General features: G+C 56.8%; 16 protein-coding genes. 7 read left to right on the top strand and 9 right to left on the bottom strand.

Going from position 1 to position 21,187, the window contains the following annotated elements; genetic code table 11:
• Both QF015_RS07875 and pdhA read right to left on the bottom strand, forming a co-directional pair.
• Positions 1-1,089, bottom strand: a complete 1,089-nt coding sequence (locus QF015_RS07875) for an alpha-ketoacid dehydrogenase subunit beta (RefSeq protein ID WP_429388210.1) — start codon at positions 1,087-1,089, stop codon at positions 1-3.
• Positions 1,086-2,279 (bottom strand): pyruvate dehydrogenase (acetyl-transferring) E1 component subunit alpha, encoded by a 1,194-nt coding sequence (gene pdhA / locus QF015_RS07880; protein WP_310206513.1) that lies wholly within the window; start codon positions 2,277-2,279, stop codon positions 1,086-1,088. The genes QF015_RS07875 and pdhA overlap by 4 nt, the downstream gene beginning before the upstream one ends.
• Positions 2,280-2,449: 170 nt before the next feature.
• Between pdhA and QF015_RS07885 the strand changes: the two genes are divergently transcribed.
• The 7 genes from QF015_RS07885 (at position 2,450) to QF015_RS07915 (ending at position 12,154) form a co-directional block, all read left to right on the top strand.
• Positions 2,450-2,914 carry an Lrp/AsnC family transcriptional regulator gene (locus QF015_RS07885; RefSeq protein ID WP_310206516.1) on the top strand — a complete coding sequence of 155 codons (465 nt, stop codon included), beginning with the start codon at positions 2,450-2,452 and terminating at the stop codon, positions 2,912-2,914.
• 58 nt (positions 2,915-2,972) lie between these two features.
• A complete protein-coding gene (locus QF015_RS07890) occupies positions 2,973-3,545 on the top strand; it encodes a YdcF family protein (protein ID WP_429388212.1) in 573 nt (190 codons plus the stop codon).
• 211 nt (positions 3,546-3,756) lie between these two features.
• Entirely contained in the window at positions 3,757-5,403 is a 1,647-nt protein-coding gene (locus QF015_RS07895) for a hypothetical protein (protein WP_429388214.1), read from the top strand.
• Between the two features lie 193 nt (positions 5,404-5,596).
• Entirely contained in the window at positions 5,597-5,932 is a 336-nt protein-coding gene (locus tag QF015_RS07900) for a hypothetical protein (protein ID WP_429388217.1), read from the top strand.
• An 89-nt stretch (positions 5,933-6,021) separates the two neighbouring features.
• Positions 6,022-7,182: a non-hydrolyzing UDP-N-acetylglucosamine 2-epimerase gene (gene wecB, locus QF015_RS07905; RefSeq protein ID WP_310206528.1), complete on the top strand. Its 1,161-nt coding sequence runs from the start codon at positions 6,022-6,024 to the stop codon at positions 7,180-7,182.
• Positions 7,183-7,258: 76 nt separating this feature from the next.
• A complete protein-coding gene (locus QF015_RS07910; RefSeq protein WP_429388220.1) occupies positions 7,259-10,177 on the top strand; it encodes a CgeB family protein in 2,919 nt (972 codons plus the stop codon).
• A 42-nt stretch (positions 10,178-10,219) separates the two neighbouring features.
• The gene (locus QF015_RS07915; protein ID WP_310206534.1) at positions 10,220-12,154 is read left to right on the top strand and encodes a glycosyltransferase; all 1,935 of its coding nucleotides are present in this window, start codon (positions 10,220-10,222) and stop codon (positions 12,152-12,154) included.
• A gap of 424 nt (positions 12,155-12,578) precedes the next feature.
• Here the strand turns inward: QF015_RS07915 and QF015_RS07920 are convergent, their stop codons facing one another.
• The 7 genes from QF015_RS07920 to QF015_RS07950 form a co-directional block, all read right to left on the bottom strand.
• Positions 12,579-13,295 carry an SGNH/GDSL hydrolase family protein gene (locus QF015_RS07920; RefSeq protein WP_310206537.1) on the bottom strand — a complete coding sequence of 239 codons (717 nt, stop codon included), beginning with the start codon at positions 13,293-13,295 and terminating at the stop codon, positions 12,579-12,581.
• 230 nt (positions 13,296-13,525) lie between these two features.
• Positions 13,526-14,536, bottom strand: coding sequence for an FkbM family methyltransferase (locus QF015_RS07925; RefSeq protein WP_429388224.1), 1,011 nt, complete (start codon positions 14,534-14,536; stop codon positions 13,526-13,528).
• A 160-nt stretch (positions 14,537-14,696) separates the two neighbouring features.
• The gene (wecC, locus tag QF015_RS07930; RefSeq protein ID WP_429388225.1) at positions 14,697-15,992 is read right to left on the bottom strand and encodes a UDP-N-acetyl-D-mannosamine dehydrogenase; all 1,296 of its coding nucleotides are present in this window, start codon (positions 15,990-15,992) and stop codon (positions 14,697-14,699) included.
• A 14-nt stretch (positions 15,993-16,006) separates the two neighbouring features.
• Entirely contained in the window at positions 16,007-17,677 is a 1,671-nt protein-coding gene (locus QF015_RS07935; RefSeq protein ID WP_429388227.1) for a glycosyltransferase family protein, read from the bottom strand.
• Positions 17,678-17,903: 226 nt separating this feature from the next.
• Positions 17,904-18,629 (bottom strand): ABC transporter ATP-binding protein, encoded by a 726-nt coding sequence (locus QF015_RS07940; protein WP_310206549.1) that lies wholly within the window; start codon positions 18,627-18,629, stop codon positions 17,904-17,906.
• Between the two features lie 154 nt (positions 18,630-18,783).
• On the bottom strand, positions 18,784-19,671 hold the full coding sequence (locus tag QF015_RS07945; protein ID WP_310206553.1) for an ABC transporter permease: 888 nt from the start codon (positions 19,669-19,671) through the stop codon (positions 18,784-18,786).
• Positions 19,671-20,891, bottom strand: a complete 1,221-nt coding sequence (locus tag QF015_RS07950) for a glycosyltransferase family 4 protein (protein ID WP_310206556.1) — start codon at positions 20,889-20,891, stop codon at positions 19,671-19,673. Before QF015_RS07950 ends, QF015_RS07945 begins: the two co-directional genes overlap by 1 nt.
• Positions 20,892-21,187: the final 296 nt, after the last annotated feature.

Consider the following 21,187-nt stretch of genomic DNA (forward strand, 5'->3'; position numbering starts at 1 on the left):
TCAGTCCTCCCATTGAAGATCGTCGACGGCGTCGAGGATGCGGTCGACGCTTGGCAGGTAGTAGTGCTCCAGCTTGGGAGACGGGAACGGGACGTCGAAGCCGGTCACGCGGAGGATCGGTGCGGCGAGGTAGTGGAACGCACGTTCCTGGACGCGGGCCACGATCTCGGAGGAAACGGACGCGAATCCATGGGCTTCAGCGATCACGACGGCGCGTCCCGTCTTGCGTACAGACGCGCAGACGGTCTCGTCGTCGAAAGGGACGAGGGTACGGACGTCGATGACCTCAAGTGAGCGGCCTTCCTCTGCAGCGGCAGCAGCGGCGGCGAGCGCGGTGGGGACGGACGGGCCGTACGCGATGAGCGTTGCATCTGTACCGGGACGGGCGACAGCTGCGCGGCCCTCGGTGGAGGTACCGGCGTCGTGCTCTGCGCGCAGTGCACCCAAGTCCACCTGGTCCTTGGACCAGTAGAGCTTCTTGGGCTCCATGAACATCACGGGATCATCGGAGTCGATGGCTTCGCGGAGCATCCGGTAGCCGTCGGCCACGGTCGCGGGGGTGTAGACCTTCAGGCCGGCCGTGTGGGCGTAGTAGGACTCGGAGGAATCACAGTGGTGCTCCACTCCCCCGATGCCGCCGGCGTAGGGCACACGGATGACCATGGGCATCTTGAGCTTGCCCTTGGTGCGGTTGTGCATCTTGGCAACGTGGCTGACGATCTGTTCAAAGGCCGGGTACGCGAAGGCGTCGAACTGCATCTCGATAACCGGACGCATGCCGTTGATCGCCATGCCCACTGCCATGCCGACGATGCCCGATTCTGCCAGCGGGGTGTCGAAGCAGCGCTGTTCGCCGAACTCGGCCATGAGCCCGTCGGTGATGCGGAAGACGCCGCCCAGCATGCCGACGTCCTCGCCGAAGACCAGAACGGAGGAGTCGGCGCGCATGGCGTCGGCCATGGCGGTGTTCAGGGCCTTGGCCATCGTGAGGCTCTGCGGGCCGGCGGCATCGGCGGTAGCCGCAGCGGAAGCGGCGGCGCTGGCGGTGGCTGCGCTGACGTTTCCGTTCATGGTGGTGGTGACGGTCATTTTGCGCTCTCCTCTCGTGCGAGTTCACTGGCGAGCATCTCGGACTGTTCTTTCAGCTGCGGGGTGGGCTTGGCGAAGACGTACTTGAAGAGGTCCAGCGGCTGGACGGGGACGTCCTCGCCCAAGCCCTCGCGGAGCTGCGTGGCGACGGCCTCGGCGTGCTCGGCGATCCTGTTGCTGGCCTCGTCGTCGAGGAGGCCCTTGTCAGTGAGGTAGGACTTCATGCGTGCAAGCGGATCCTTGGCCTGCCATTCGGCAACCTCGCTGTCGGGGCGATAACGCGTGGCGTCGTCGGCGTTGGTGTGGGCCTGCATGCGGTAGGTGTGGGCTTCGATCAGCAGCGGGCCGGATCCTTCGCGCGCCAGCTTCACGGCACGGTCCATCACGGCGAGCAGCGCGACCAGATCGTTGCCGTCAACGCGCTCACCGGCCATGCCGTAACCAACAGCCTTGTGAGCCAGGGACGGTGCCACCGACTGGTGGCTTAGCGGCACGGAAATGGCGTACTTGTTGTTCTGCACGAAGAAAATAACGGGCAGGTGGAAGACGGCGGCGAAGTTCAGGGCTTCATGGAAGTCGCCTTCGCTGGTGGCGCCGTCGCCGCACATGGCCATCACTACGGTGTCCTCGCCGCGCAGCTTGGCGGCATGGGCAACGCCCACAGCGTGCAGCAGCTGGGTGGTCAACGGAGTGCATTGGATGCCCACGTTGTGCTCTTTGGGGTCGTACCCGCCGTGCCAGTCGCCGCGGAAGATGGTCATCACCTCAACGGGGTCCACCCCGCGGGTCATAACAGCGACGGCGTCACGGTAAGTGGGGAACAGCCAGTCACCATCGCTCAGGCACATGGCAGCTGCCACCTGGCAGGCTTCCTGGCCATGGCTTGAGGGGTAGACGGCCATACGGCCCTGGCGGACCAGCGCCGAGTTCTGGTCGTTTACCCGACGGCCCACAACCAGTTGCTCGTAGGCAGCCATCAGATGGTCATCGCTGGGCGTGGGGTACTCGTGGCCGGGCTCGGTGCCTTGCTCGTCATGGGAGCGGAGGGTGCCATCCGGGTTCACCATTTGGATCTGGTGCCGGGCAGGGAGCATGTAGTCCTCAACGCTGATGCCGAATTTTGTCCGAACGTCAGCAGCTTGGTCCTCTACAGCCGTTTCCGGCGCAGAGTGGTCTGCGTGGATCGTCATTGGTCCGTCCTTCTTTAGCCACTATGTGTTTCCAGTATGTTCCCGAGCGATGTTTCGTATCCAGCTTTCGGCTAAATCATGGAAGAGCTTGCAACAAGTGGCTATTCTGAGAGACAGATTGCAATTGTGAGCTGGGTAACGCGCCAGTGCTGTAGACGATTTGGAGTGCCATGAGTGAGACCGAGGCGGAGCAGACCGCAGTTCCGCTGGATGGCGTGGACCGGGACATCATCCGTGAGCTAACCACAGACGGGCGCATGTCCATCACTCAAGTGGCTGAAAACGTGCACATCAGCCGCGCTCACGCCTACTCGCGGATTGCCCGGCTTACTGGCGAGGGAGTGCTGACGAAGTTCACTGCCTTGGTAGACCCCATCAAGGCAGGCCTACGGTCATCCGCGTATGTGACTCTGAAGGTCCAGCAACACTCCTGGCGTGAATTGAAGGAACAGTTGCGGGCGATCCCCGAAGTTCACCACATTGCTTTGGTGGGCGGAGACTTCGACGTGATTCTTCTGGTCCGGGCCACCGACAACATCCACCTCCGCCGTGTGATCTTCGACCAGTTGCAGTCCATGGATGGAGTGCAGGATACGCAGACTTTCCTTGTTTTCGAGGATGTTGATACGCGGTAGCCGGCTTGGGTGGCCTTTTCTTGGGAAACCACACATTTCCAAACCTTAGACTGTCCACGTGCCCCTCAAAATTGCCCCCGCCACGCGCGCCCTTGGCGTCTTCGTGGGAGCATGTCTGCTGGCAGCGGTTCTGTGGTTGATCGCCGCGTTTCAGTTCTTCTACGACCCTCCCCGGGCAACGCCTCACCGTACTGATGCGATCGTTGTTCTGGGCGGCATGAGCAAAGAACGGTTGCCTGTCGCTCAGAAATTGCAGAGGAAACTGGATATACCTGTCCTCGTTGTCTCTACGACTGGCTTGGCGGGCAACGTGGAGGGTGATGCCCTGTGCGACGAGGATCAGGACGACCCTGACCTGGTATGTTTCCGCCCCTCACCGCTGAATACGAGGGGCGAGGCCGAAGCTCTTCGCGACTTGATCGCGGACCATGGCTGGAAGTCTGTGACGGTGGTGACGTCGGAGTATCACGTGATGCGTGCCGGCACCCTGATTGAGCAATGCACATCCGCAGAGGTGCAGCTGGTTGGTTCCCAGCCGGACCTTTCCGCGGGTGCCTGGCTGGACCGGTTCGTGGTGGAAACCGGCGGGATGATCGACACGTGGGTTAGGCCGGAGTGTTCGTCCCGATAGGTCGGGGCACGCTGTCCAGCGCTTGCGGGATATGACAAGCCTGGTAACCCCATGCCGCTCGATGACGACGATGTTGTCAAAGTTCTCCAGGACATTTGCAAACTTTTTGGCCACTTGAAGATTCCCGTCAAGCTATTGAGTTTTGGAGATGAAGCGCGCCATCCTTTTGCCATAGGTCCAAGGTCTCACCCTACGAGCCCAAGGATCCATCGTGGAAAAATTCAGGTCTGAGTCCTCCACCCATAACGCCACCCCTGCGAGACATTTCGCAGCCAGCCTACTCGCCGCCTTCGTTCTTGCAATCGGTTTCCTTCATGGACCAATTGCCCAAGCGGCACCAGCCCCCGTATATCCCATAAGCGGATACTTCATATTTGGCAGCACAAATGACGCAGCAAATCTTCAAAAACTAACGGATATGAAGTCTGTCGGAGCCGATACCGTCATTACCTTTGGCTCCACCCTGAAACCTGCAACGGCGGCGGCGGTTCCCGCAGACTGCGTCGTATCAGGCGTCAACTGTGTAACAGCAGCAACGTCTGGCGTAAAGGTAAACCGATACTTCACCTATTCGGACGGCAACGCGTGGGGAGCAGCATCCCTTGCCTGCCCGCGAGACAAGACTGCTACAAGCGGCAGCACCGTTTATACCGTAATGGTGATACCCACCCAAGGTACTGGTTGCAGTTCGTCCACGAACTCCTACGACGTAATAGTCATAAGCAGCAGCCCTGCTTCAATTTCCGTTTCCGTCGCAAAAGCTGCGACATCTCTGGGCATGAAGTTCTATGCAGGGATGCCAGCACCCTCCAAAGATACGACCATAACGTACGTTCCCGACCTGACCTATACATCAACCTTCACCGCCTTTACGGCGAGGTTTCTCCAGTTTCAGGCCAAAGTGAACAACGTTCCTGGTCTGGCGGGGTTCTACCATCACACGGAGATGCCGGTGGGAGGTGGGACCGTTTGGGAAGCAACACGTAAGGTCTATTCAATTCAGAACCAGGCAATTAAGACGTATATGCCTACACGGTCCGCAATCGTTAGTCCATATATGGACACCCGCACCGCCTATTCTGCACATATTACGGTCGACATGGCGCGGGACGGTATACGAAAGATTGCCGAAACGGCCAACGGAGTCAGATTGGCCATCGCAGTCCAGGACGGCATGGGAACCGGAAAGGCAGGATCATTCTTCAGCAGTGACAGCGGGACCATGGTCGACCCGTACGCCGCCTCAATAGTAGGCAGCGGAACCTGGGGTAACAGTTACGTCGCTCCAAATCGGGACTACTTCTGGGCCATGGCAGAAGGGGTTGAAGGAACCGGCGCTGAACTCTGGGGCAATATGGAAGGCATGGCTCCTGCGACAAGTCAGAACCAATGCGACGGCAACTATCGCGGACAGAGCACGAAGGCGCGGCACGACAAGCAGCTCCAGCAGATGGGGAACTCCCCCGTGAAAATCATCTCGTACATGTGGGATCCGTTCTTCACATGCCGTGGCACTTGGGCCCCGATGCTGGACCAGATGAGGGCGGGCAACATGACGCCCGTCATTACCGACTCCATTTTCTATTCAAGTGGAGATGTGTTGGTCACCGGCCAGAATCTCAGTGGAGGCACCATACAGGTGAAGTGGACCGACACGTCGGGTCGCACTTTCGATAAGACGGTCACCGCCACAAACTTCAACGCGAGCTACGGCAAGCAGCTCGGTATAAATCCTCGGCTGGAATCAGTGACAGCCAAGCTAGGAAGCACCTCGCTAGGCTCGGGAAAATACGTCTACATTAACGTCATAAATGGCTCGGGAGTGCGAAACGACGCGACCTACTCCGACCGCGGTTAGTCCATAAACGCAGGGCGGCTTGCACCTGGAGGTGCGGGCCGCCCTCCCTCATGCCCGCGCGCGATACCCAAAACTTGGGGGCGGTCCGGACCTTGGACCAAGCAGGCGGCCGCCCGAAATGTTGCCTGGAAGCCTTCAGATGCAAGAATTGGGCGTGGCCATGTTCCATCTGGACGCACCTAAGGAGTGAAAAGTGACAGATGCTGTCGGACAACCGGTGGTCCTTTCGCCCTCCCCACGGCACATGCGGAAACGGCGATTCTTCGGTGATGTGCAGCCGTCTCAACTGCCGGAACATCGCCCCTTGCCGAAGCCTGCGCCGATGACAAGACCCGTTGCGCAATCGCCGGACGCCCCGCGAAAATCTGCCGCAGATTCAGATGCACCTACGCTGAAGCCGGCAAATAAATCAGGGAAAAAACTCAAAAGAGCATCGCTGGAACAGAAGCGGTTGATCGCTCTTACAGTTGTGATCCTCGTCTCCATCAGTATCCCGCTGCTGGTGCTGACCTTGGTCTTTGCTGGCTGATCCGCTTAGTGCGTCATACACAATTGATCACCTCGATTGACTGTGCGATAGCATCGGCTGGTCAGCCACTGCCTTTCCCGGGGGAATCCATGCCCAGCGTCATGCCAATTTTCGGTACTCGTCCGGAAGCCATCAAAATGGCTCCGATTGTGACCGCCCTTCAGCAGTCAGCCGACTTCGACTGCATCGTGACCGTCACAGGTCAACACCGAGAGATGCTTGACCAAGTCAACGACCTCTTCGGCATCGTGCCGGACCACGATCTGAACATCCTGCAGCAGCGGCAGTCTCTCTCCGCGATCATGACGAGGACCATTGATGGTCTGGACAAACTCTTCACGGAGAACAAACCTGATGCAGTGGTTGTTCAGGGGGACACTACTACCTCCACCGCTGGCGCTATCGCTGCCTTTTATCACGGCATCCCCGTGGTTCATGTGGAGGCTGGTCTTCGGAGTGGAAATCTTCTCTCCCCCTTCCCAGAAGAAGCAAATCGCAAGATCACCAGTCAAATCGCCAGCCTGCATCTCGCCCCGACGAGCACCAGCAAGGCCAACCTATTGGCCGAGGGCATCGCGGAGAGTGACATCGTTATCACAGGCAACACAGTGATCGATGCTTTGCTTACGACGGTGGACAAGAATGTCCCGTTCTCCGATCCCCAGCTTGAAGAATTGGCCGTCAGTGGTCGCAGAATCCTCTTGGTAACGACGCACCGCCGTGAGAACCAAGGCGACGCGATGCGAGGTGTTGGACGGGCCTTGGCCCGGATTGCCGACGCGGAGCCCAATCTCGTCATTGTGCTCCCGGCCCACAAGAACCCGGTTGTACGCGAAGCAGTGTTGCCTGCGATCGACGGAAAGCCAAACGTCATCGTTACTGAGCCGTTGGCATATGGAGAATTCACGCGAATGCTCTCCATGGCACACATTGTACTGACCGACTCCGGAGGAGTTCAGGAAGAGGCGCCCAGCTTGGGTAAGCCCGTTCTCGTCATGCGAGAAAATACGGAACGACCCGAGGCTGTACACGCCGGTACTGTGACGCTCATCGGCACCGATGAGGAGAAGATTGTTAAAGAGGTCGACCGCCTCCTGAACCAGCAGGACGCCTTCGACGCCATGGCCAACGCTGTAAATCCTTACGGCGATGGTAAAGCGGCAGAACGCACGGTAGCCGCAGTGGCCGAACTTCTGGGCATTGGACTCAGGATCCCCGAATTCATGAGCGATATCCAACCAGCACGCTAAGAGCCCAGGTACCAAGCCCCGTAACCTGCGCCACCAGTACGGCCACTCCCCCTAACTCAGAAAATGGAGTCCAGCGTTGCTACGCAAACTCTTTGATCGCCCGGAACAAGTGCACAGTATTTGGAACGGCGAGGAGACAGCACAACCGCGCACCGAGATCCTTCTCGACCCGGCCAGCCCATCTTCAGCACATGTGATGCTCCGCAAGAAGCCTCACGAAGTCCGTTTGCAGGTCGTCCCTGGCTCTGAGGTATCTGTCGGTCTGCAAACGATAAGTAATCCTGATCAGCACGGCACGAAAGCTGGCATAGTTTGGGTCAAATTCCTCGACAAAAACGGGCTGGAAGTTGCAAGCAGGGGTCGAATAAGCAAGGGGCGCCAGGGTCACTACGTGTACATCACACCAGATGCCCTGGGTTCGACGGACCTTACACTGTACGTGCCGTATGAATGTACCGATGTGGTCTTGGGATTCGCACTCTGGAAGGCTTATGCCGGAAGTTTGTCGCTAGGAAATGCAGCAACAATAAAACATGGGATCCTGCCGCCATTTGCTGCACCTCAAAAACAAGGCGACCAGGAGCCGCGGCATCAGCGTGTGTCGATATCACCTAACCACGCTCCCGACTCGGAGATCGAGCTCCTCAAAGAGCCACTTTGGCTCAATCTCTCGACACTCGACGCCAAGCACCTCATCTTCCAAGGTCAATTCCGCGGTTCAGAAACGTCCGGGCTCCGGGATGCGGTCGTAATGTTCAGGTTCTTAGACAAGAACGGGGCGGAAGTGGGGAGTCTGACGGACATCCCGCGGGGGCCGGTGGGCGAATACATCTACTTAGCACCCGACTCTTCCGGCGCCTTCTCCTTTGAGGTACATGCTCCTGCGGACTGTGCCAGTGTAAGCGTCGGTATCGCAGCATGGCACGCGGTTCCAGGCAGGCTGAAGCTGATCAATGGTCTCAACATAGACGAATTGACCTCTGACTCGGCCAACGAGCTGCGTCCGGGCTACGGGCCGCCCCAACCCGCGTCCAAGGCATTTCGATTCGATCGCCTACACGATGTGGGTAGCAACATCGCTGTAAGTCCAAGGCCCCGTTGGGCACGTATCCCTATTGCTCATATAAAGACTTCCAAGCTGCAAGTCCGTTTCACGGTGACGCCACGAATTGAGGGGATGTCGAAGAAGAGTGCTCTGGCCCTTATAGACTTCGCTGATAGTGACGGTGGAAGCATCGCGCCTTCAGAGCTTTCCACGTCTGAGCAACACGGAGCGTACAAATATATAGACGGCCGTAGCCCGAACGAGGTGTCCCTCTCTCTTTCTATCCCTCGAAACGCCACCGAGATCCGCGTAGGCACAATGCTCTGGGCCGCCGCCGCAGACCAACTGCTGGTCAGCAACCAGGTCTGGGTGGAATCAACCGAGCAGTCAACGCCAACGTCGACGAAGAAGCAGGCTGCTTCTTCGTCTGATGCGCCGCAACGGATGAACGGCACGGTAGGAACTGACGACGGAGTCAGGCGAGCTAGGGACCTGAAGGTAGCTCTCATAGCGGACGAGTTCACCTACAACTGCTTCAAGTACGAGTTCATCCCAATCATCATTGAGCCTCAGAACTGGCGCGAACGTTTCGAGGAAGATCGTCCCGATCTGTTCATCTGCGAATCCGCGTGGTCGGGCGTCGACAGTGAACGTCGGCCTTGGAAAGGTCGCGTCTACACCAGCTCGAACTTTGCCCGAGAAAACCGCACAGAGCTACTGGAAATTCTTGACTGGTGCAACCGCGAAAATATTCCAACGGTGTTCTGGAACAAAGAGGATCCAACTCACTTTGATGACAAGGTCCACAACTTCATCGACACTGCAGTTCGATTTGACCACGTCTTCACAACTGATCTAACTTGCGTTGCCGGATACAAGGAAGAGTACGGGCACACTAGTGTTCACTGCCTTCCGTTTGCGACCCAGCCTAAACTTTTCAATCCCATCGAGACATCCCCGAGGGCGGATGGCGTATCCTTCGCTGGAAGCTGGTACGCGAATCACCTTGCACGGTCACGAGAGATGGGAATCATCTTCGATCAAATACTGGACGCTGGTATGAAACTCCGAATCTTTGACCGATTCTGGGGTTCTGATGATGAATTGCACCACTTCCCTGCGCCATACCAGCACCTGACCGAGCCTGCCATACCTCACGCTAAGATTGCCGATGCCTACAAGTCGACGTCTCTCGGACTCAACATCAATACCGTGACGTCATCGCCAACGATGTTTGCGCGCCGCATCTTCGAACTTATGTCGTGTAATACGCTCGTAGTCTCCAACTATTCCCAAGGAGTTGCGGAGTTTTTTGACGGGCGGATCCTCTTTGCCGGGGAAGGCTACTCTGACCTCGAAGACTTGAACCCGGACACTACTGAGGAGATACGTCGCGCCGCTCTCCATGACGTACTCGCCAATCACACGTATCAGCGGAGATTTGAACAAATCCTGGATGGGATCGGCTTCTCATACCTCAAGACAGACCGCTTGGTGACACTGGTGTGCCCTGTCGAGAGTGAGTTTGAGCTAAAACAAGCGATTGCGCGTCAGGCTGAGTTCGTTGACATAGCTGACCGCCTGATCATTGTGCTCGGCCGGACGTTCCGAAAGAGCGACATTCCCCATCTTCAGGCAAAATACGGTCGATTTGGCGTTGTCATCGTCTCTTGGGCCTGGGCAAATCATGAGGAGTTGAATCCGGCGACTTACATGAAGGGCGATGTATTCGCCCTCATTGCGCCTGATTCCAGAATTACTGCCAAGCAGATTTATGAGGCCAGCTTGCACCGTTCATATGTTGATGGTCCGATTGCAATGGGTTCTGACCAGATCTATAAGTTCACAACCGATCATATGGTTCTGGACATCATTGCAGGCCGTGAATTCTTCCAAAAAGCTATCAAGAGCTACGGCGAGAATGTGTCAGACAACTTCTTTCTCGTTTAGTCGATGAACCAACCGTTGCAAGCACTAGAGGACCCTCTACTTATGAAACTCAGCATTGTCGTCCCTTGTTATAACGCTGAAACCAAAATCGGCCCGTGCTTGGAGTCCCTAGAAAAAATTGATCTGCCGCAGGAGTCCTTCGAAATACTCTTCGTCGACGACTCGTCAACAGACGGCACACTATCCCTTCTCGAGCAACGAGCCGCACATCGAGGCAACTGGCGTGTGGTGCCGCTAACGGCTAACAGCGGGTCTCCTTCCCGCCCCCGCAACGTCGGAACGTCGAAGGCTGTCGGAGAATACGTCTTCTTCTTGGACTGCGACGACGAGATACTCCCGGACGCTTTACGCCAACAGCTTGATCTTGCCGAAATCGAGAATGCTGACATCGTCCGAGCTTCGCTTTACACAGTGGAGCGTGGCAGGAAGCCTCAGTTACTCAACCGTGTCGTGGATTTTCGGTTCTCAGATTCACGAACGGATAAGATCGCGAAAATTATTCGCGATCAGAGCACTACAAACTCCTCACTCATCCGCCGAAGCCTGCTCATAGACAACGGCATTATCTGGCCTGAACACCTACATATGGGTGAAGACACCGTCTTCCTCAACAATGTGCTGTCTGCCGCCATGAATATCTCCTATCTCGATGAGCCGGCCATCATCTATCACAAGTCAATTGGCTTCATCAGGTCCACGACGCAGCAGTACGGTGCCCGTGAGCTGGCCTCCCATCTGGAGGTTTGGGAGAGCGCTGAACACACACTTTCACAAGTGGGCCTCAGCTACATGGCTATTCGAGGTCATGTAGCACTTCGGATGGCACTCGAATCCATCTATCGGTTTAACCGAGGCGACATCGACGCAGGGCTTTTCTCGAAGCTCTCGCGGCTCGTCCACAATAACTGGGATTCCATAAGCCAGAGAGTATTCCGCCCTCGAATTCGAGAGACGCTGGAGATCGTCAACTCTGGTAACTACGAGCAGTTCCAACAAAACATAAAACAGCGCCTCCTCATTGCTGGTATGGACCTCAAGTTCATTTCTCCTGCGATCCCATCACTTCGAGAACATTACGATGTGAAACTTGACGAGTGGACTGGTCATGATTCTCATGACGAAAAACAGAGCCAAGAACTACTGGAGTGGGCCGACGTAGTCTTCTGTGAGTGGTTGCTTGGGAATGCTGTGTGGTACGCGAGGCACAAGCGAGCCCACCAACGGTTGATCGTGCGGATGCACCGTTTTGAGCTGAACGCCCGGTTTGGACACGAGGTGGACCAAACCAGGGTCGATTGCTTTATTTCAGTTTCGCTGCACACAAGCGAAGACATGATCCGAACCTTCGGCTTGGATCGCACCAAAGTCCGAATTATCCCCAATTATCTTGATGTAAAGAATTACAAAACCAGCAACGATCCCGCCAAGACCCGAAAACTGGCAATGGTAGGTATGCTGCCCAAATTGAAGGGCTACCATCGGGCACTCGAACTACTTCATTACCTGAATACCCACGGTGACTATTCACTGACCGTCTTCGGTAAAGGACCCCTTGACCTTCCATGGGTGTATAAGAATCCGGTGGAACGTACCTACTACGAGTCGTGTGAACGATATATTCTCGACCATAACCTGACTGACAAGGTGACCTTCTCGGGTTGGGTGGACACTAAGGAAGCCCTGTCCGATTTTGGTTTTGTCCTTTCGCTTTCTGATCTGGAAAGTTTCCACGTCGCGCCGGCCGAAGGCTTTGCTTCAGGTAACCAAGGAGTTTTCTTACCGTGGCACGGGGTAGATTACGTTTACCCAGAGGACTACATTTTTGAGGATGTCTTCGGTATTCGTGACTACATCTTAGAAAATCAGGATTTGGACGTCTTCAACGAGAACGCAAAACCTGGCCAGGACTTTGTTCGGGAGAGGTACTCGCTTGAAACTTTCATAACCTTGGTTCAAGAGGCACTAGAAGAAGTCTAGGGTGTTGCCTGGGGACCCGAGCCCTCCCCAGGCATACCGCTCTTGGCTTTTTTACGATGGGCCTCATGAGCTCAGTCCCGGTCCTGACCTAGCGCGGGGGCTGGCTGTTGTACCGGAACAGCGGTGAGGTGCTTACTTCTCGGTCGGGGCCGTCCTGCATTCGCGCTCAAACCACCTGTGACCCCGGGCTTATCGTGGCATTGATGCCCACTTGGGCCAACCGCGTCGTTGATCTTCGGGCACGACCAGGCACTGGATGTCTTCCGCACCGACGCGCGCGACGACTCAACAACAGTCGGTCCCGCGTATTCCCGCATTGCAAGCCAAGGAGTGGCGTTTTGAAGAGTTTCCCTCCAAAGACCGCTGGATACGCTTGGGCATTTTGTTCCCGACCGCGATCCTGGTAACGGATTGTGAAACCGAGCTAATGGGCCAGTTGAACCCGCAACTGGTCTGCAAGCCAGGCAGCGAAGAGATCATGGCCTTCATCATTCAGGTGAAGTTCGTCGTAGAAGGTCGACGGCTTGTCGAGGAACTCGGTGTCAGCATCAATGAACTTGACACCACTGGTGGCAACAAATTGACGAACAGCACCGCGGATGTCCTGACGCCGTTGCAGCAGCGAATCATGCTGATCCTGCGATATCCGACGCTCCAGGTAGGCATCGTCTTCCCGGGTAGCGTGGCGGTGAGGTGACGTCACGAGGATGAGATCAATCTCGAACTCTTGGGCGGCCCAAACTGCCAGCCCAAGAATTGCCGTCAGCGCACCGGATCCCTTTGGAAGGTCTTTCGCTGTTGGCTCAACCGGGGGCAGAAGGGGCGCGTACCGATCAGTCGGATACCAGTAACTGTGGGGCCGGAAGTAGATCGGCAAGTCTGATTGTGGCAGAAAGAAAACGACACGGCCCCCACGACCAACGAGTGGGACCACTTTGTTGAGGAATACATTGAACAGCTGCAGTGTCGTCGCCCCGGAATAGCCGCCGTTGAGGCAGCGGAAGTAGAGACCATCGCTCGTGAGGTGGCGCTCAACCTGGGATACGAAGCGGACGGGCTCCGGGGTGAAAGTGGCCTCAACAAATGAGTCTCCCAGAAATACCAAGGGCTGGGCGTCAACGGGCACGTCATTGCCGGTCATAATGAAGCCATGCTCGTCGGTTCGGACACGCCAAGGTCCCTCACCGACTGTCCCGTCGGTTGCTTCGAAGTAGCCCTCGGGACGGGTCCGCATGCCGTCTAGATTGGGCGTAGATTCCTTCAGCCGAATGTAACGGCGATCTGACACTGTGGACTCCCCAACGAAACGACGAATGGCAACCTGTTGATCTTATCCTCTGCCCCCCGCAGCTTTATAATCAGGGCCATATGTCAATCGACCGACGACGAGTCGCGATCCATACGGGCGGTAAGCTCGCTAACGAGCGACTCCAACTCTTCAACCCGTTTCGATAGATCAGCTATGACACTGTCGACGCGATGGCCCGAGGAAGTGGGCGTGGTGAGGGACTCCTGCACGGCTCTGACGGATTTCAGCTCGCTGGCAACCAAGCCTACGCGGTAATACAAGTCTCTGGTGGCCCAATGAGTGCTAGTGATAACACCGGCAGCGCGTCGCTCGATTTTGGCCCGCTCAAGGGCAGTCCGGGCTGGGGCCAGGACATAGGTCGCTGTCGCATTGAACCTGAAAATGAACGAGTATCCCAGTTCCGAGGCGAAGTGCTCCAGGTCGGCTTGTTGAGCTGCGGTGGCAGCCTCACAAGCAATCATTGGCCTGTCCCGCTCTATAAGCCCCACGGCCCCCTTCAAAACAGCGATGTCCATACCTTCAGCGTCGACCTTGATCAACGAAACTCGCTTCTGGATGTCCTCGAGGTCCAAGGTGCTGACCACGAAGTCACCGTCCGGAGACACGGCGAAGGCTGTTGCGCCAACATTTGTGAGGTCCAGCTTCTCAAGTCTTGCCTTTGTGGCGTGTTCGCCCAACGCCTTGCGGCGTACTTCGACCTGCTCTTGGAGGGAATTGACCGCGATGTTGCGTTGGAGAATCTCGGCGGCAAGCGGGAGAGGCTCAAAGGAAATCACATTGGTCCCGCACACAGCGGCGAAGTAAAGGCTGTGGTTGCCTATATTGGCCCCAACGTCCACGACCAAATCTCCGGGTGCAAGATACTCCGCCAAGGTCCCAAGGAACTGCCATTCGTAGAACTTTTTCGTTGCCGCAATCGTGGCAGCGATGTGGTCGCCCGCAACGGCTTCTATCAGAATGTGCTTGTCACCGTGCACAATGTCTACCGACGTTGTTGCGATCTCTTCAGTCGAACTATCCATGGCTTCTCTCGTCCAAAAAACGTGTCTCTCGTTGTTGCTGGATTCTCTCACAACTGCACTGCTCTTCCAGACTCGGTACTGGACGGGACCGCCCAAAAGGCAGCCTGGAGGACTCGGAGGACGTTAGAGAACTGCCCGGGACTGACGTCCCCGGTTCAACAAGAACTGTGGGCCCCGGGCTTCCCCACTGCTCGATTCTGGCAACCGAGAACTAGCTGGCTATAGCGTTTGCAGCGGGGAGATCTTCGGAATCACGCGCTCGCCAGATACCCCGCGTATCGATGACGGTCTTCCCGACGAGGGACTCGCTGTCTACTACTTTGAACTCGTCATGGTCTACGAGGACCAGCACTATATCCGCCTCGGCGATTGCCTCCGCCGTGACTGTGAGCCGAACATTACTGTGCCCTTTGAGGGCGCTTGGCAGAGCGTCAACGTGGGGCTCAGCAACCAGAATCTTGGCGGAAGGCAGCCTGTCGGCCAGCGATGCCGCAATGCCAATGGCCGGAGACTCGCGAAGGTCATCAATATTGGCCTTGAAGGCTAGTCCGAGTGCCGCGATGGTGGGTTCGCTTCCGACCGACTCCGCCGCTTCGCGAACCTTGTCTACAACCCATTCTGGCTTGGAGTCGTTGACTTCACGTGCTGTCCTGATCAACTTCGATTCATCGGGCGAGGCTGCAACGATAAACCAAGGGTCAACAGCAATGCAGTGGCCGCCAACACCCGGACCGGGCTGAAGAATGTTTACGCGCGGGTGGTGATTGGCCAAGCGAATAAGTTCCCAGACATCAATGCCGAGCTTATCGCTGATGACCGAGAGCTCATTTGCGAAGGCAATATTCACATCGCGATAAGAGTTCTCCACAAGTTTCGCCATCTCAGCTGTAACGTCATCCGTCACCAAAATTTCGCCCTGGCAGAATACCGCATAGAGGCTCTTCGCCAGCTCAGCCGCCTCCGCGGTTATACCGCCAACAATGCGGTCATTGGTCACCAATTCGATCATGACACGCCCTGGCAGCACCCGCTCCGGGCAGTGAGCGAAATGGACAACCGGTGCTCCGTTGGCGCCGTCAAGGGACAAGTCGGGCCGCAGTGCCAGAATGAATTCAGCCAAGTGGCGCGTCGCACGCGGAGGCGACGTGGACTCAAGAATGACGAGTTCGTTGCCGGTCAACTTAGGAGCGATTCCACGCGCAGCTGCCTCGATGTAGCTGAGGTCCGCGGAACGGTCCGCCAGGAAAGGAGTGGGGACGGCCACGATGTATGCCTCAGCCGTAGGAGTCTCCGTAGTGGCGCGTAGGTTACCCTGGCTAACCGCACCTGCGACGTGAACGCCAAGATCCGGTTCAACGAACGGGACTTCACCGCGATTGACAGCGTCCACGGTCTTCTGATTTACATCTACACCTGTGACCTTGATGCCATTGGTGGCCAGAATCGCCGCAGTCGGCAGTCCGATGTAGCCTAATCCGATGACAGCTACAGTTTCTATAGTCTTCAATTTCTTTCCCCTTTTTAAACGGTGATGTGTTCTTTGGGATCTCCAAAGAACAAAATTTCGCCTGACGCCGCAAGTTCCTCGTCGGAGGCATTCCACGTATGTCCGTCAGCTTGGCGCATCTGACAAAAGTTGAATCGATCCGCCGCGTAGATAGAGCCACCAGCAAAGGAAACTGCCTTCAAGAAAGCCGTATCCTCTCCCCGGTTGAGTTCTTCAAATGGATGTGCCTCAAAGACTTCCCTCCGAGCTGTAATAGTCGGGCCCATCACGAAGCGGCTGAATTGGTGTTCCTTGTGCGGCATCCGCAACACTGTCATCCGGCTCGATCTGAAATGCATGTGATGAGCGTGCTTCCCGACAACGTCTGCTTTGGAATAGTCCAAGGCATACAGCAGGTCCGCAAGGTAGTTTGGGCCGTAGTAGTCGTCATCATCCATCTTGGTCAGCACAGCGCCCGAAGCAGCCTCGACGCACAGGTTCAGGCACTTCCCGAGAGTTACTTCTCTAGGCTGCGATAAGAGTTTGAATCGCCGTATGCCGTACTCGTCGGCCCATTCTTGCGCCTGTGATTGGGTGATTTCAAATCCATGCGTCAGCAGCACTAGTTCGAGATCCACATCTACCTGGCTCCCAGCGGTCGCAAATACATGCTCCAGCTGAGACGGTCTCATCGATGGCACAAGTGCGGATACCAGTGGCAAATCGACGGCGCGACTTCGATCTGGCAGGACGGAAGCAACTATTGTTTCGGCTCGATGAGCATAAGTGTTCTCAGCCCAGATCCGACGTTGGCCCCGGTGAACCACTCGATCATTGAGCTCGGGGCTGCGCGCCAACATGCGGATTTGATGTGCCCCTTGGTCCCGTGACTCCGCGACGAAGACCTCGTCGGACGCGAAAAACTGATTAATGGCGGCGCTAGGTGTGGACACCACCGGGGTGCCACAGGCTGTGATTTCGAAGATCCTTCGGGCGCACATACTGGGAGAATCAACTACGGAATTTACATTCAGAAATACCTTGTAATCCCGATAGGCCGTGAGCATCCGAGAGTAATCCAGGCTTCCCACGACGTTTTCGTTGAAGGGCACAGGGAACTGATAGTTGGAATCTCCGCCGAGCTGCCGGGAGAAGATTTCAAGTTGGGGACCTGACTGACCGGCAGCATCTCTCGCCGCATTCAAGAGCAGGTCCATCTGTTGCCGGCGCTCAGGATACTTGTGAGCAAAATACATCCCGGCGAAAGCCACACCACGGGAATGCCTGGAACGTCCTATTCGGATGGGATTATGGATGGCCGGTTGAGCTGCGAACGGCAGCACTGCAATACGCTCGTGCCCCAAGTCCTGGCGGTAGTGAGGGATTCGGTCTGAGTCGCTCGTGAAGACCATGTCAAACAGGCCCGCTGTCGGAAGAAAATCCATATAGTGAGGTGGATCTTCTTTATTCCAGAAAACGGTGGGAATGGAATGCTCACGGCACCACGCCATGAGCTTCAGAAATTCTGGCTTGGGACCGGAAGCACCCATGAGTTGGTACTGCCATGAGCCACCGTTGCCGTTCCACGCGGACTCCACGAAAAGAAAATCGATGGGGCGTTCTGCCAGTTGGGTGGACCACTGATCTTTGAGGAGATGAACCAGATTCCACTCAAAGGAGAACGCAGCACTTGAGAAATCATCCAAAATGACTCCTACAGTAACGTCAGAGCGCCGCGGGTCCCGGTCAGGAATGCGATAGGGCCCAAAAGTAGCCGGGCCTCGTCCGTCCACGGCTGTTGGCATTGACAGCGCGTTCCAGCTGCCGTTTCGCGATTCGATGCGCCTGCGTCGCAGCCACTCTCCGAGCTGCCTGAATCCGCCACGGCGCAGATGCCAAGCTGCCGTGCGCGCGTCCCCGATGAACGCCATGTCAGCGTCCCTCAATTCGGCGGCCACTGGCACGCTCAAGAACTTGGGTCGCAACTAGGTTCGCTCTGGCTTGGTCTTTTATCTTGGCAGCGCTGATGTTATTTCCCTTCGACAGGTGCGACGAAAATTCGTGGTAGAGCTGAGTCGTTTCCTGGGTATCCCCGTCCATGATCAGTTCGCCCTTGTCGAGCCAAATTACGCGGCTGCACATGCTGCGGATTGTGTCCAGGCTGTGGCTTACGATGAAGACGCAACCGGCCTGCGCTCTCAGTTCATCCATCCGTGCCTTGCTGCGGTTGTTGAACTGTGCATCGCCAGTGTTGAGGGCCTCATCAACCAAGAGGATTTCTGGATTAACCGAAGCCGCTATTGCGAAGCGAAGGCGTGAGGCCATACCCGATGAGTATGACTTCATCGGCAGATAGATCGCGGAATCCAAGCCAGACACCTCGACAATACTGTCAAATCGCTCGTCGATTTGCTCCATGTCCATCCCCATGGCGAGGCAACCAAGAACAACGTTTTGATCCCCGGACAAATCAGGCACAAGAGCCGCATGGACCCCGAGAAGGACTGGCATGCTGGAAGCGAAGACTGCGCCATGAGTCGGAGCGACTTGGCCACTTATTAGCTTCATCATGGTGCTCTTGCCGGATCCGTTCCGACCGATGATACCCACCGACTCGCCCCGTTCAACGACGAGGGATATCTCCTTCAGGGCGCTCACAGTGACAAGGTTCGTCTGACGAAAAACTTTTCGTAGCGTCCCCCTGACTCCCCGCCGGCTAGCTGTAGTGCGTCCGTCTGATGAAGGGACCTTGTAGCTCATCCGGACTTTGTCGACCACTACGCATGGTGGCCCATCCACAAATACGGTTTGATCAATCGCGACCATAAGTTTCTTCACCCCTCCAGAAGAAGATGAACCCGATCAACAGCGCTGCAAATGCAACGACCGCCAGACTCGCCCATGACTCCCACGCTGGAACTGTGTCGTAAAGGACGCAGTTACGGACTATATCGATCACATTGAACAGAGGATTGTACTTCATGACGGCCAGCAGCGCGGGCTCGTGGATGAATCTCTCGTACGAATAGAAGACGGCGGAGGCGTACATCCAGGCACGGATTGCGAACGGAAGCAGGTGTGTCGCGTCGTGGACTATGGAAATGATGCGCGCGAGAATCATGCCCACGCCCAAGTTGAAGACACCTTGAAGGACGACGGCTGGAACGATCAACAACCACAACCAGCTGATCTTTTCTGCGGGCGGTATCAAAACGATCAAAAGCAGCATCCCTAGAATCAGGGGCACAGAGGAGAGAAGTTCTCTGATGTTGGCGCCGATAGGCAATGCTGCCCTAGGGAAGTTGAAAGCCTGCACGACAGACTTGCCGTTACGAATCGATCGAGCGCCCTCAGTAATTGCGCCAGCGCTGAATTGGAACATGAAGATGCCGACGATCAGGTACCCAATGAAGTTCTCAATTCCGCCGCTGGTGTTAAGGAGCAGCCCGAAAATGAAGTAGTACGTCAGTCCGTTGAAAACCGGGTTGAGGAGCAACCATGCGCTGCCCAGCCGATCCTTTCGCGTACCTGTCTGCACCCGGGCGCGTGCATCATAGAAGATGAACTGACGGTAGTCCCACAGTCGAACCAAATAGTCCAGGAACCCAGGCCGAGAACCGACTCGAGACAGCTTGCGCATATCCACCGACATCGGTTGGACGGCCGCGGGCGGCGGAAGCTTTGCCTTTTTCGCCGACATCAACTGACCCTCCTCGTATAGTTAGATGCCAAAGTTTCATAAGCTTGGCCATACGCGCGAGCGTTGGCCTGCCACGTCCTCGTGGCTAATACATACTGCCTGCCTGCGGCTCCCAGCCGCTGGCGCAATCCTTCATCCTCCAGCAACTCCAGCAATACTTCCGCCAGCCGCTCTGGGTTCTCGGCCGCGGTCACCCTGCCGTTAACGCCGTCATGCACTATTTCCCGGAGGGCATCCAGGTCACTGGCCACAACCGGTCGGGCTGAGGCGAGCGCCTCCACAGGCTTCAGCGGTGTTACCGCCCGAGTTACTGCCGAATCCTTCCGAGGGACCACGAAAACGTCCAACGCCAAGTGAAAGAGGCGTGCCTGTTCAGGACGGACCCGCCCGGTAAAGATGGTCCGATCCGAAAGTCCAAGACGTTGTACTTGGTCCCGAAGCGCAGGGGCGGCCGCGCCGTCCCCTACCAACACCAGCTTCAACTTTGGCAGCCTTGGCGCAAGCAGCGCAAATGATGTGACGAGGTCGTCCAGGCCCTCATAGCTAACAAGGCTACTGACAGTCCCTATATAGAGGTCGGTTGGATCAAGCCCCAGGGCCTCGCGCGCTACTTGGTGATTTAGTGGAGTTTCCAAGTAGGCACCGCCTACGGCATTGGGACTGATCAGGATCCTGTGCTCGGGAACACCGCTGGCAGTGATGTTCCGCTTCATGGATTCGCCAAGGGTGACAACTAAATCCGCAGAGCGCATGACTTCGGCTTCCCGTGCACTAAAAAGCCCGTACCGTTCGCTGGTGCGGGCCGCCTCATCGCGGCTGGATGCCCAAGTGTCGGCCAACTGTCCACGAACTTCGTAGACCCATGGGATATCCAGGGCCTGGGCCACTTCCCGGGCCACCAGCCCGTTCACGAAGTGTGTGGTGGTGTGAATAATAGAGGGCCTGAATTCAAGAGCCTTCCGCAGAAGCTCGGATGTCTGCTGCTGTAGCCTGCCGTCCATGGTGTTGGCCATGTGGCTCGGAAGGATTCGCTCGTAACGGACATCGTCCACGAAGTCCCGGCTTCTGGCCCTCAACGCTCCGATCTGAACGGGGTATCCCAGTCGGGTGACAGCGAGAGCCTCCCACCCAGCTTCCTGCTGCGCAGTAAGGATGGAGTGCGAGCGCCGCGCGTACCCACTGCCCGTGTGGGGTACAGAGTTTGTGAGCAGGTGAAGCACACGGCGAGGTTCAGCCGCGATAGGCGCTGACTGAACCGTCGGACTCCAACCCCTGAATACCTTTAGTTCCGATTCGAGCCGCAGCCGCTGGTTCACCATACTGCCTGTGCGCCCCTGAAGCACAGAAATTGCTCCAGTCATGTCACCGTCGTACCACTTGCGCCTGGCGATCGTTGCGGGAGTCTGCGACGAGGTGCCAGCATGCTTCAGGAGTGTGTCCGCCCATTGAGGGTGCCCTGCGGCAAGTGCGACTTCAGCGGCTCTCCTTGCTGGCTCTCCCCCGACACCAGAGGCCT

This window comes from Paenarthrobacter sp. TE4293, from assembly GCF_050435325.1.
Taxonomy (GTDB): Bacteria; Actinomycetota; Actinomycetes; order Actinomycetales; family Micrococcaceae; genus Arthrobacter; species Arthrobacter nitroguajacolicus_C.

Excerpts from the sequence above, each read along its gene's own strand:
- QF015_RS07875 (WP_429388210.1), bottom strand. The coding sequence starts at position 1,089 with ATGACCGTCACCACCACCATGAACGGAAACGTCAGCGCAGCCACCGCC.
- pdhA (WP_310206513.1), bottom strand. The coding sequence starts at position 2,279 with ATGACGATCCACGCAGACCACTCTGCGCCGGAAACGGCTGTAGAGGAC.
- QF015_RS07885 (WP_310206516.1), top strand. The coding sequence starts at position 2,450 with ATGAGTGAGACCGAGGCGGAGCAGACCGCAGTTCCGCTGGATGGCGTG.
- wecB (WP_310206528.1), top strand. The coding sequence starts at position 6,022 with ATGCCCAGCGTCATGCCAATTTTCGGTACTCGTCCGGAAGCCATCAAA.
- QF015_RS07915 (WP_310206534.1), top strand. The coding sequence starts at position 10,220 with ATGAAACTCAGCATTGTCGTCCCTTGTTATAACGCTGAAACCAAAATC.
- QF015_RS07920 (WP_310206537.1), bottom strand. The coding sequence starts at position 13,295 with ATGACCGGCAATGACGTGCCCGTTGACGCCCAGCCCTTGGTATTTCTG.
- QF015_RS07945 (WP_310206553.1), bottom strand. The coding sequence starts at position 19,671 with ATGTCGGCGAAAAAGGCAAAGCTTCCGCCGCCCGCGGCCGTCCAACCG.